Source organism: Stenotrophomonas hibiscicola ATCC 19867 (genome assembly GCF_000382065.1).
GTDB classification, from domain to species: Bacteria; Pseudomonadota; Gammaproteobacteria; order Xanthomonadales; family Xanthomonadaceae; genus Stenotrophomonas; species Stenotrophomonas hibiscicola.
The window spans coordinates 446752-458332 of record NZ_KB907499.1 but is presented as its reverse complement, the minus strand read 5'-3'; the positions used below and the strand labels follow the sequence as shown (position 1 = coordinate 458332).

Below are 11581 nucleotides of genomic sequence, written 5' to 3'. Positions count from 1 at the left end.
CCCGCGCTCGGCTCCTCGGTGTCGGAAGAGCAGCCAAGCATGGCTCGGCTCTACAGTGGCAATCAGAACCTGTAACGAGCGCCCAGCGAGACGAACTGCCCGCGCAGGTTGTACTGGCTGATGTCGAACCCATTGGATCCACCGGCCGGGTCGAACGGCGGGTCCTTGTCGGTCAGGTTCAGCACCGACAGCGACAGCGTGGTGTTGGCAATCCCTTCGTACGCTACGTACAGGTCCAGCTGGTGATACGGCTTGATGCGGTCGCGCAGGCCCGGGTTGCTGGTCGCCGTCGCCACACGCTGGTCGTAGCCGCTCACGTACTGCAGGCTCAGCGTGCTGCTCCAGTCGCCCACCGCCCAGTTCAACGAGGTGGTGCCGCGGGTGCGAGGCAGCGCGCCGTGGCGGTTGTTGCCGGCGCCTTCGTACGGTGCCTGGCCGGCTACCAGCGGCTGCTTGAAACTGAGCAGGTGGGTCCAGCTGCCGGCCACGGTGAAGTTGCCCCAGCCGTCGGTACGGAAGGTGCGGCTGGCGTCCAGATCCAGCCCCGAAGTGGTCAACTCCCCTTGGTTGGCGTACTGGTTGGTGATGAACTGGATGCGTCCCTGCGCATCACGTTGCACGCGACCGGGGAACAGCGTCGGGTTGTCGACGATGAACTGCGCGCTGTCCGGCTTGACCAGGTTGTCCTGCTCGATGCGGTACCAGTCCAGGCCGATGCTGGTATCGGCATCCGGCGACCACACCGCACCCAGGTTGAAGTTGCGCGAGCGTTCGGCCTTCAGGTCCGGATTGCCGGTGCGGATGTTGGTCACACCACGGCTGCCGCCGGGCTGCAGCGGATCCAGTGGATCGATCACCGAGCCGTAGCTGACGGTCTGGCCGGGCGCGATCTCCGGCAACGAGGGCGCGCGGAACCCGCGCGAGAACGAGCCACGCAGCAGCAGGCTGTCCAACGGCTGCCAGCGCAGCGCCACCTTCGGCGAGAACGCCTTGCCGAAGTCATCGTAGTGATCGCCGCGGCCGGCCACCTGCAGCTCCAACGTGCGGTGCAGTGGCACGCTCAGTTCGGCATAGGCGGCACTGACCTGGCGCTCGCCGTTGACCACGTTGATGGCCGGGCGCAGTTCGGTGCCCGACAGCACCTGTGCACTGGTACGCGCATCCAGCGACTCCTTGCGGAACTCGGCGCCCCAGGCGAAGCCGACCGCACCGGCCGGCAGCTCCCACAGCGAGGTCGAGGCCTTCACGTTCAACGCGTGCAGCCTGTACCAGCCCGGGCGCTTGGTCTGCAGGCGCAGTGCATCCAGCGCGCCCGGCGTGCTGGACGGGTTGAGGAAGTTGTAGCTGCCATCGCGCAGGATCTGTTCGAACGCGTAGCGGTTGACGAAATTGTCCACGTACTCGCGCTGTGCACTCTGCGAGGTCAGCGCCGCCACTTCCCAGTCCCAGCGTTCACCGCTGCCGCGCACGCCCGCCAGGGCGCGGTAGAACACCTGCGTGTTGTCCTTCAGGCGCGGGCCGAGATCGAAGAAGGTGTACTCGAACGGCAGTGGCGTGCTGCCCGGGTTGTTGGGATGGCCGACCGGCAGCACCGCCGGCACGTCGATGAGCGTGCCGGTAGCCGGGTTGTAGGCACGCAGGCCGGGGCCAACGGTCAGCGGCGCACTGAAGATCTGGTCGGCCTTGTTGTGGCTGTACAGCACGTCGGCGAAGGCTTCGACGCTGTCGTTGAAGCGGTAGGTCGCGCTCAACGACGCCTGCAGGCGCTCGGCGCCGGGCTGCAAGGTCTTGAACGGCTGCGCGTTGAAGGCGCAGGCCTGGCCGGGCAGGGTGCTGCCGAAATCGCTGTAGGGACGCAGCTGACTGCCATCCGGGCAGTTGGCGAACGGTTGCGGCGCGCGCGGGTTGGACAGCCAATTGCCACCGGCGGTGGACCAGCCGGCCAGGCGTCCGCCGGGCTGGTCGCGGAAATCGCCGCTGCGGGTATAGGCGCGCTGGTCGGCGTCTAGGCGATCACGCTTGAGCAGGTCCAGCCCGAACAGCACGTTCCAGCCCTGCTGCTCCAGGTCGCCGAAGCCGGCCAGCAGGTTGGCTTTGCGTTCGTCCAGGCCGCCCTGGGTGGCGGTACCGAAGCCGCCGCCGACTTCCACGCCCTGGAAGTTCTTGCGCAGGATGATGTTGATGACACCGGCGATGGCGTCGGAGCCATACACCGCCGAGGCGCCGTCCTTCAGCACTTCGATGCGTTCCACCGCGCTGATCGGCAGCGCGTTGAGGTCGACGAAGGTGTCCTGGGTATTGAGCGCGAAGCCGAAGTTGGACACGCGGTAGCCGTTGACCAGCACCAGTGTGTTCTTCGGCGACAGGCCACGCAGGCCGATCGAGGCCGAGCCGGCGGCGAAGCTGCCGGTGTACTGCTCGTCGAAGCTGTTGCCGGCATTGGCCGACAGGTTGCGCAGCACGTCGGTGAGGGTGGAGCGGCCGGTCTGCTCGATCTGTTCGCGGCTGACGATCTGCACCGGGTTCGGCCCGGCGGTGTCGCTGCGTTTGATGTTGGAGCCGGTCACCAGCACGGTGCCGAGGGTGGTGCTGTCCTTGCCGGCATCGGCGGTTTCAGCGGCGCCGGCAGCGCCGGCGGTGAGGCCGAGCGCGATCGCGCCGGCAAGCAGGTTCAGGGTGGTGCGGTACATGGAAGCGACAACGCCGAACGGGGGAGGAGCCGTCAGTACCGCATGCAGGTACATGCGCCTTCCAATGACGAAAGCGCATTCAGTTATACATCACAGGTTCTTAACGAACGGTGCGAGGAGTGCAGAGCATTGGTGCGCACGCTGCTGTAGAGCCGAGCCTACGCTCGGCTCCGCGCACTGACCGGAAGCAGCCGAGCGTGGCTCGGCTCTACAGAAGGCAATGCCAGCCCATCAAGGCCGCAGCAGCACCTTGCCGTTGCGGCCCGAACCGGCCCCGGCCTTCGCCGCCTGGGCGATGTCGTCCAGCGCGAAGATCTGCTCCACCGGCAAGGTCAGTTCGCCGCTCGCCGCACGCTTCAGCAGTTCGCCAACCAGCCGGCGCTTGTCCTCCACGGCCATCGCCTGGCTGACCTTGCTGCCCCAGAAACCCTTCACTGTGGCCTCCTTGTAGATCAGGCCGCCGGCCGGGATGCGCATCGGTTCGCCGCTCATCACCCCGAACGACACCAGCGTGCCGTGGTGGCCGAGCAGGTCGACCAGGTCACCGCTGGCGTCGCCGCCGATGGAATCCACGGCCGCCGCCGCCTGTGCTTCGCCGGTCGCTTCACGCACGCGATCCTTCCAGCCGTCCACCGAGGTGTCGAACACATGATCGATACCCAGCGCCTGCAACTGCGCCACGGCATCCGCATTGCGCACCAGGTTGGCTACATGCACGCCACGCGCCCGCGCCAGCATCGCCAGCGACTTGCCCACCGCGCCGTTGGCGGTGTTCTGCACGATCCACTGGCCCGCCTCGACGTGCAGGAACTCCAGCAGCATCAGCGCGCTCAGCGGCATGGCGATCAGCTGCGCGGCCATTTCGTCGGGGATCGCCTCCGGCATCGGAATCACCATGCGTACCGGCGCGATGAAGGCCTCGGCCCAGGTACCGTGTACCGAGGCTGCGGCGACGCGCTGGCCGATCTGCAGGCCGTCGACGCCGTCGCCCAGTGCGTCGACCACGCCCAATGCTTCGCTGCCGCCAATCGCCGGCAGGGTCGGCTTGTAGCCGTAGAGGCCGCGCACGGTCAGCAGATCGTGGTTGTGGATCGAGGCCAGCACGGTACGGATGCGCACCTCGCCGGGGCCGGGCTCAGGCAGCGGCGCATCGGCAATGGCAAGGACGTCGGCCGGGTTGCCGAAGGAGGGGTACTGGGCAGCGCGCATGGGTGGTGTTCCGGGGAAAGTTGATGTTGTACCGAACTGGGGCCGCAGGGGCTGTCGACAAGGCGCCGCAGCTGCAACACGGCATCCTGCGACTGATCGTCGCGACATGTGCTGATTACCGCATCTTGTGTTGACGGTTCGGGATATCCCCACTATGTTGTGGCCGTCACTCCCGGTCAGCCGCCGCCGCCGGACATGCAGCAAACGTCCTGCGGCCCGCCCCTGATGGCTTGCCGTGTCGACGCGGCCGCCATCGTGCGGACGCAGGTCGCCCCCACGGCCCGGATACCGGCCGCAGGCGCAGGCAGATGCCGACGACCTACGTTCCCGTGCCCTGGCAATCCACCCGTTCGCCCCGTGCGCCGGTATCGCGTTCAGGGCCGCCATGGCATCGACCGCCAAAGCGCGTGCGAGCCTGGAGTTCCACCACCATGACCGACAGTACCTTCCGCGTGGCCGATCTGGCCGGCGCCGGCGACGCCTTGCGCGCCGGTGGCGAGCGCGTGCCGACCTGGATCACCAAGGAGGCCGGCAACCGCCGCCTGCCGTTCGAGGCCGAGCGCCTGCAGCGCAGCATCGACGCCGTGCATGCCGAGTTCCCGCAGCTGGACGTGAGCGACTATCGCCGCGTGGTGCAGGCGATGGTCGAGCGCAAACCGAGCATCAGCGCCGACGACCTGGTCGATCTGCTGATCCGCGAGGCCGAATCGCGGGTGGACCTGGTTGCACCCGAGTGGGAACAGTTTGCCGCGCGCATCTACCTGCGCCGCCTGTACAAGCGCGCCAGCCGCAACCGCTTCTACGACGTCGGCCTGAAGTACGGTTCGTATGTGGGCCTGCAGGAAAGCCTGGCTGACCGCGGCATCTACAGCAACGACATCCTGCGCTGCTATTCGAAGGAAGAGCTGCAGCAGGCCGGCGAGATGATCGACCCGGAGCGCGACCGCCTGTTCGCCTACAACGGCCTGTACCTGCTGGCCACGCGCTATCTGGCCAGCGACCGCAGCCGCGAGGTCTACGAACTGCCGCAGGAGCGCTGGCTGACCATCGCGCTGTACCTGATGCAGGAGGAAAAGCCGCGCGAACGCCGCATGCAGCTGGTCGGCGAGGCGTACTGGGCGCTGTCCAACCTGTACATGACCGTCGCCACACCGACCCTGGCCAATGCCGGCAAGGTGGGTGGGCAGCTGTCCAGCTGCTTCATCGACACGGTGGACGACAGCCTGCAGGGCATCTATGACTCCAACACCGATATCGCCCGCGTGTCCAAGCACGGTGGCGGCGTCGGCGCCTACCTGGGCTATGTGCGCAGCAGCGGCGCGCCGATACGGGGCGTGGCCAATTCCTCCGGCGGCGTGGTGCCGTGGATCAAGCAGCTCAACAACACCGCGGTGTCGGTCGACCAGCTTGGCCAGCGCAAGGGCGCGGTGGCGGTGTACCTGGACATCTGGCACCGCGATATCGAGGCCTTCCTGGATCTGCGCCTGAACAACGGCGACCAGCGCCTGCGCGCGCACGATGTGTTCACCTCGGTGTGCGTGCCCGACCTGTTCATGGAAGCGGTCGAGCGCCGCGCCGACTGGTACCTGTTCGACCCGCACGAGGTGAAGCAGGCCAAGGGCTGGTACCTGCAGGACTTCTACGATGAGACGCGCGGCGCGGGCAGCTTCCGCGACCGCTATGCCGAACTGGTGGCCGACGAGCGCATCAGCCGCCGCACGGTGAAGGCGATCGATCTGTTCAAGCGGATCATGCTCAGCCAGTTGGAGACCGGCAATCCGTTCCTGTTCTACCGCGACGAGGTCAACCGCCGGAACCCGAACAAGCACGCGGGCATGATCTATTCCAGCAACCTGTGCACCGAGATCCTGCAGAACATGAGCCCGACGCGGATGATCCAGGAGATCGTCAGCGGCGACCAGATCGTCACCACGCGCCGCGCCGGTGACTTCGTGGTCTGCAACCTGTCTTCGATCAACCTCGGCCGGGCAATCAGTGCGCCGGATGACCTGCTGGCCACCGATGTGCTGGAGCGCCTGATCCCGATCCAGGTGCGCATGCTCGACAACGTGATCGACCTCAATGCGTTGCCGGTGCCGCAGGCCACGATCACCAACCGCAAGTACCGCGCCATCGGCCTGGGCACGTTCGGTTGGCACCACCTGCTGGCGCAGCAGGCGATCCAGTGGGAGTCACCGGATGCCGAGGATTTGGCCGACCGTCTCTACGAGCGCATCAACTTCCTGACCATCCAGGCCAGCGCGCAGCTGGCGAAGGAGAAGGGCAGCTATCCGATGTTCACCGGCAGCGATTGGCACCACGGGCGTTACTTCCGTGACCGCGACTACACTGGCGCCGCATGGGACAGCCTGGCCCGCGAGGTCGCCACGCACGGCCTGCGCAACGGCTGGCTGCTGGCGGTGGCGCCGAACATGAGCACCGCGCAGATTGCAGGATCCACGGCCTCGATCGACCCGATCTACAGCGCGTTCTACTACGAGGAAAAGAAGGACTTCCGGCGGCCGGTGGCGGCGCCGGGCCTGTCGCTGGAAACCTGGCCGTACTACGAGAAGGGTGCCTACAAGGTCGACCAGTTCGCCAGCGTGCGCCAGAACGCCCGCCGCCAGCGCCATGTCGACCAGTCGATCAGTTTCAACCTGTACGTGCCCAGCACCATCCGCGCCAGCACGCTGCTGGAGCTGCACCTGAGCGCCTGGCGCGAAGGCCTGAAGACCACCTACTACGTGCGCTCCAACGACATCGACATCAGCGAATGCGAGTGGTGCGCCAGTTGACCATCCACGGTAGCGCCGGGCCACGCCCGGCGAGCGCATCGCGCGGCCGTCGCACATTCCGCCGGGCATGGCCCGGCGCTACCCCCTGCAGGTAACACCATGGCAACCCCCCTCGACCGCATCAAGATCCTCGAACCGCGCCATCCCAACCGCAGCACCGGCATCATCAACGGCCGTACCAGCGGCATCCTCAACTGGAACGATATCCCGTATCCGTCCTTCTATCGGGCCTACAAGGAGCTGTCGACCAACTTCTGGATTCCCGACGAGGTCGACATGAAGTTCGATGCGCGCCAGTACGGCGAGCTCAACGCACGTGAAAAGAACGCCTACGATTCGATCATCGGCCTGCTGGCCACGCTCGACTCACCGCAGACCCGTTTCATCTACAACGTCGCCGAGTACATCACCGACCCGGCCGCGCATGCCAATGCGGCGATCATCGGCCAGCAGGAAGTGATCCATAACGAGAGCTACAGCTACGTACTGGCCTCGATCACCGACCTGCCGAACCAGAACCGCATCTTCGAGATCGCCCGCACCCACCCGACCATCATCAAGCGCAATGCCCCGATCATGGGCGCGTATGACGACTTCATGCGCGAGAAGACCGCCGAGACCCTGCTCAAGTCGCTGATCCAGTCCTCGATCCTGGAAGGCATCAACTTCTATTCCGGTTTCGCCTACTTCTACAACATGGTGCGGCAGAACCGCATGAACGGCACCGGCAAGATCATCAGCTTCATCAATCGCGACGAGCTGGCCCATACCAAGTTCATCAGCGAGCTGATCCGCGCCATCATCGGTGAAAACCCCGAGCTGCAGACCAATGAGTTGACCGCCTATGTGCACCAGTCATTCGAACATGCCATCGAGCTTGAGACGCAGTGGTCGTCGGAGGTGCTGGATGGCATCGATGGCATCGACGTGGACGAGATGGTGCGCTACGTGAAGTACCGCGCCAACAAGATGGCCGGCATGCTCGGCATCGAGCGCCTGTACAGCGACACCACCGACAACGTGATGCCGTGGATCAAGGCCTACGCCGACAACTTCACCGAGACCAAGACCGACTTCTTCGAGATGCGCAATGCAAGTTACAAGAAGACCAACGTCGACAACGGCTTCGACGATCTCTGAGCCTGGCGCCGTGCTGAGCATCCTGATGGTGGTCGCCTCCTTGAGCGGCAACACCCGCGAACTCGGCCGGCAGATCGCCGAACGCTGCCGCGTTGCCGGTCATGCGGTGTACTGGCAGGAGGCCGACGACCTGCGCCAGGCACCGCCGCTGGCGGCCGATGAGGCCGACCTGGTGCTGCTGGGCTGCTGGACCGACAACGCCGGCCGCACGCCAGCGGAGATGAAGGCATGGGTGGCCGGCATCGCCGAGCGCGGCGAGCGGCCACGGCAGCTGGCGGTGTTCGGCACCGGCGAAACGCAGTGGGGGCAGGAGTACTACTGCGGCGCCGTGCACCGGCTGATCCGCTATTTCCGCAGCGACTATCCGCCGCTCGAGATCGAGCAGATGCCGCATGGCGAGCGTCACGCCGCAGCCATCGACGCCTGGACCGATACGGTCCTGGCCCACTACTGGAGCAACACGGATGCAGATCATCGACGCCACCACGCCTGAGCAGTTCCAGCAGCTGCTGGCCGAGCACCCGCGGGTGCTGGTGGATTTTCACAAGGACCACTGCCCGGGGTGCCGGATGCTGGAGATGTCGCTGCACCTGGTGGCCAACAGCGTCGCGGGGCAGGGCACCACGCTGCTGCGCGTGCAGCTGGAGGTGCTGGGCGAGGCGTTCTTCAGGGAACTGGGGCTGCGGCAGACGCCGACGCTGTCCCTGTTCCGTGATGGTGATGAACGCACGCGCCTCGCCGGGTTCCAGTCGCCGCAACAGATCGAGGCCGCGATCGCGCTGCATTTGTAGAGCCGAGCGCATGCTCGACTGCTCTCCGCACGATGCGAGAAGCCATCCACGCATGGCGTGGATCTACCACGGTCATATCGGTAGCGCCGGGCCACGCCTGGCAGCACTTCGCGCGCCTCACTTTTTGTAGAGCCGAGCCCATGCTCGGCTGCCGTTCGCGCGGTGAGCGATGAGTCGAGCATGGCTCGACTCTACAAGGGCATCCACGCATGGCGTGGATCTACCGGGGCAGGGTCCGTGCTTCGGCGTCAGGCTCCGCTGAAGGTATCCACCAGCAGCTTCACGTTCAGCACCACGATCACCAGCGCGATCACCCAGGCGATCGCGCCGAGCCAGCGCGGTGCCACCAGCGCACCCATCGTCACCTTGTCGGTCACGATCCGAACCAGGGGAATGATCGCGAACGGCAGCTGCATCGACAGCACCACCTGGCTCAGCACCAGCAGTTTCACCGCGCCCTGGTCGCCGAACAGCAGGATCACCACCACCACCGGAATGATCGCCAGCGCGCGCGTGATCAGCCGACGCAGCCACGGCGGCAGGCGCAGGTGCAGGAAGCCTTCCATCACGATCTGGCCGGCCAGCGTGGCGGTCACTGTCGAATTCAGGCCCGAGGCCAGCAAGGCAATCGCAAACAGTGTCGCCGCCGCGCCCACGCCCAGCATTGGCGCCAGCAGCTGGTGGGCCTGCTCGATGTCTTCCACGTCGAATCGGCCATTGGCATGGAACACCGCCGCTGCCAGGATCAGGATGCTGGCGTTGATGAACAGTGCCAGGGTCAGCGCGAGGGTGCTATCGGTAACCGCCCAGCGCAGCGCGCTGCGGCGGCCTTCGTCGGTACGCGGGTAGGCGCGGGTCTGCACGATGGACGAATGCAGGTAGAGATTGTGCGGCATCACCGTGGCACCGATGATGCCGATCGCGATGTACAGCGCGTGCGGATCGGTCACCACCCGCGCGCGCGGAATGAAGCCGCCCAGCACCGCCATCGCTGACGGCGCAGCCATCGCGATCTGCACTACGAAGCAGGCGAAGATCACCATCAGCAGCGCGATCACGAAGGCTTCCAGCGCACGGAAGCCGCGGTTCATCAGCAGCAGAACCAGCAGCGTATCCAGCGCAGTGATGACCGCGCCCCAGAGCAGTGGCAGGTCGAACAGCAGCTTCAGCGCGATCGCGGTGCCGATCACCTCGGCCAGGTCGCAGGCGATGATCGCTGCCTCGCACAGCGCCCACAGCGCCAGGTTCACCGGCTTCGGGTACCTCGCGCGGCAGGCCTGCGCCAGGTCCATGCCGGTGGCGATACCCAGCCGTGCCGACAGCGCCTGCAGGATCACCGCCATCAGGTTGGAGATGAGGATGACCGACAGCAGCAGGTAGCCGAAGCGCGAACCACCGGCGAGGTCGGTGGCCCAGTTGCCCGGGTCCATGTAGCCGACCGAGATCATGTAGCCCGGGCCAAGGAAGGCCAGCAGGCGGAACCACCAGTGGCCCTTTTCGGGCACCGCGACCGAGGCGTTGAGCGCGCCCAGGCTGGCCGGGGTGGAGGCCGAAGGGTCGCGGGGCGCCAGAGTGTTCATGGATCCGAATATAGCCCGTGCTATAGTCATTAGCAATGTGAAACAATCGTCTTTGTCGTGTGACTGGTCCAGAATTCAGCTTCGACACCGCAGTACACCGGAAGGACAGGCGCAGGCGTGGGCAAGACCGACGATTCGACATCGCTGAAAAGCACCCCCTTGATCGAGGCTGAGCGCCAGGTCGAGAGCTTCCGGCAAGTGCGCGAAGCGCACCGGATGGAGCTGGTGGAGGACTATGTCGAGCTGATCTCGGACCTGCTGGCCGACGGCGGCGAGGCCCGCCAGGTCGACATCGCCACCCGCCTGGGCGTGGCCCAACCCACCGTGGCGAAGATGCTGCGGCGCCTGGCCCGCGATGGCTGGGTGGTGCAGCGGCCGTACCGCGGCGTGTTCCTGACCCCGGAAGGCGAAGCGCTGGCCCATGCCAGCCGCCAGCGGCACCAGACCGTGGAGCGTTTCCTGCTGGCGCTGGGCGTGGACCCTGATACGGCACGGCGTGATGCGGAGGGTATCGAGCACCATGTGAGCGAGCAGACGCTGGCGCTGTTCGAGGCGTTCGTGCGCAAGGCCGAGGGCGGCTGAGCAGACCGCTGGGGCCGGGCCCTGCAGGCCGGAGGTTGGAGGCCGCTGTGGGGAGGGAAACGGGTCAGAGCCCTTTCCGGCGGAAAGGGATCCGAGCCCCGGGGCCGATCGTCAGCCGCGACGGAACGCGGCGGGGGTGCGGGCGCCGACGATGATCATGCGGATCATCGTGGAGATCTGCTCGACCAGTTCCGGATCCTTCTCCGGCGGCAGGTCCATGGCGGTGGCGCCCATCGCGAACACCAGCCGGGTGATGGCCTTGGCCACCAGTTCCGGGGCATGCAGTACGGCGCCATCCAGTGCGGCCAGGCGCACCAGGTCGTGCTGCAGCTCTTCTTCGAAGTAGTGCAGCTCGCGCTCGACCGCGTGCTTGAAGTCGTCCGAGCCGACCGCGCCTTCGCGCAGCAGTACGTGCAGCAGCTTGTCGTCGGCGCGCAGCTGTTCCATGAAGGTCTCCACGGAAACGCGCACCACGCTGGTGGCGGTAGAGGTGGCGCGCTGGCGGGCCTCGCCGATGATGGTGCGCAGCGAACGGCCGGCCGCGTCGATCAGCGCCACGGCCAGTTCGTCCATGTCGCGGAACTGCCGGTAGAAGCTGTTCGGCGCAATGCCGGCCTCACGTGCCACTTCGCGCAGGCTGAGCGTGGACAGGCTGCGGTGTGGCCCGATCAGCTTCAGGGCGGCAGCCAGCAGATCCTCGCGGCTCACCGTACGGCGGGCCGGGCTGTTGGCATCTTCAGGCGTCGACAAGGCGGTGGCGGCGGCCATGGGGGTTCCGGTGGGGCGAGGCTGAA

The 11581-nt window shown here is 66.3% G+C and carries 9 protein-coding genes; 5 read left to right on the top strand and 4 right to left on the bottom strand.

Going from position 1 to position 11581, the window contains the following annotated elements:
* Window positions 1-62 precede the first annotated feature (62 nt).
* Window positions 63-2690 carry a TonB-dependent receptor domain-containing protein gene (locus G370_RS0106955; RefSeq protein ID WP_026347015.1) on the bottom strand — a complete coding sequence of 876 codons (2628 nt, stop codon included), beginning with the start codon at window positions 2688-2690 and terminating at the stop codon, window positions 63-65.
* Window positions 2691-2921: 231 nt separating this feature from the next.
* Window positions 2922-3899 (bottom strand): zinc-binding dehydrogenase, encoded by a 978-nt coding sequence (locus tag G370_RS0106950; protein ID WP_019659940.1) that lies wholly within the window; start codon window positions 3897-3899, stop codon window positions 2922-2924.
* Window positions 3900-4330: 431 nt separating this feature from the next.
* On the opposite strand from G370_RS0106950, the gene G370_RS0106945 reads away from it, so the two are divergent.
* The 4 genes from G370_RS0106945 (at window position 4331) to G370_RS0106930 (ending at window position 8625) form a co-directional block, all read left to right on the top strand.
* A complete protein-coding gene (locus tag G370_RS0106945; protein WP_019659939.1) occupies window positions 4331-6694 on the top strand; it encodes a ribonucleoside-diphosphate reductase subunit alpha in 2364 nt (787 codons plus the stop codon).
* A gap of 99 nt (window positions 6695-6793) precedes the next feature.
* Window positions 6794-7834, top strand: a complete 1041-nt coding sequence (locus tag G370_RS0106940) for a ribonucleotide-diphosphate reductase subunit beta (RefSeq protein WP_019659938.1) — start codon at window positions 6794-6796, stop codon at window positions 7832-7834.
* A 25-nt stretch (window positions 7835-7859) separates the two neighbouring features.
* The gene (locus tag G370_RS0106935) at window positions 7860-8327 is read left to right on the top strand and encodes a flavodoxin (RefSeq protein ID WP_080112517.1); all 468 of its coding nucleotides are present in this window, start codon (window positions 7860-7862) and stop codon (window positions 8325-8327) included.
* Complete coding sequence (locus tag G370_RS0106930; protein ID WP_019659936.1) at window positions 8299-8625, top strand: thioredoxin family protein; 327 nt, start codon at window positions 8299-8301, stop codon at window positions 8623-8625. The genes G370_RS0106935 and G370_RS0106930 overlap by 29 nt, the downstream gene beginning before the upstream one ends.
* 248 nt (window positions 8626-8873) lie before the next feature.
* On the opposite strand, the gene G370_RS0106925 is transcribed toward G370_RS0106930, so the two are convergent.
* Window positions 8874-10205 (bottom strand): Nramp family divalent metal transporter, encoded by a 1332-nt coding sequence (locus G370_RS0106925; RefSeq protein ID WP_019659935.1) that lies wholly within the window; start codon window positions 10203-10205, stop codon window positions 8874-8876.
* A 117-nt stretch (window positions 10206-10322) separates the two neighbouring features.
* On the opposite strand from G370_RS0106925, the gene mntR reads away from it, so the two are divergent.
* Complete coding sequence (gene mntR, locus G370_RS0106920; protein WP_019659934.1) at window positions 10323-10787, top strand: manganese-binding transcriptional regulator MntR; 465 nt, start codon at window positions 10323-10325, stop codon at window positions 10785-10787.
* Window positions 10788-10898: 111 nt separating this feature from the next.
* Here mntR and fabR read toward each other — a convergent pair whose 3' ends face one another.
* Window positions 10899-11555, bottom strand: a complete 657-nt coding sequence (gene fabR, locus G370_RS0106915) for an HTH-type transcriptional repressor FabR (protein ID WP_005409961.1) — start codon at window positions 11553-11555, stop codon at window positions 10899-10901.
* Window positions 11556-11581: the final 26 nt, after the last annotated feature.

Coding starts and splice junctions, on each gene's coding strand:
- G370_RS0106940 (WP_019659938.1), top strand. CDS start 6,794: ATGGCAACCCCCCTCGACCGCATCAAGATCCTCGAACCGCGCCATCCC.
- fabR (WP_005409961.1), bottom strand. CDS start 11,555: ATGGCCGCCGCCACCGCCTTGTCGACGCCTGAAGATGCCAACAGCCCG.
- G370_RS0106950 (WP_019659940.1), bottom strand. CDS start 3,899: ATGCGCGCTGCCCAGTACCCCTCCTTCGGCAACCCGGCCGACGTCCTT.
- G370_RS0106945 (WP_019659939.1), top strand. CDS start 4,331: ATGACCGACAGTACCTTCCGCGTGGCCGATCTGGCCGGCGCCGGCGAC.
- G370_RS0106930 (WP_019659936.1), top strand. CDS start 8,299: ATGCAGATCATCGACGCCACCACGCCTGAGCAGTTCCAGCAGCTGCTG.
- G370_RS0106935 (WP_080112517.1), top strand. CDS start 7,860: ATGGTGGTCGCCTCCTTGAGCGGCAACACCCGCGAACTCGGCCGGCAG.
- G370_RS0106955 (WP_026347015.1), bottom strand. CDS start 2,690: ATGTACCGCACCACCCTGAACCTGCTTGCCGGCGCGATCGCGCTCGGC.
- G370_RS0106925 (WP_019659935.1), bottom strand. CDS start 10,205: ATGAACACTCTGGCGCCCCGCGACCCTTCGGCCTCCACCCCGGCCAGC.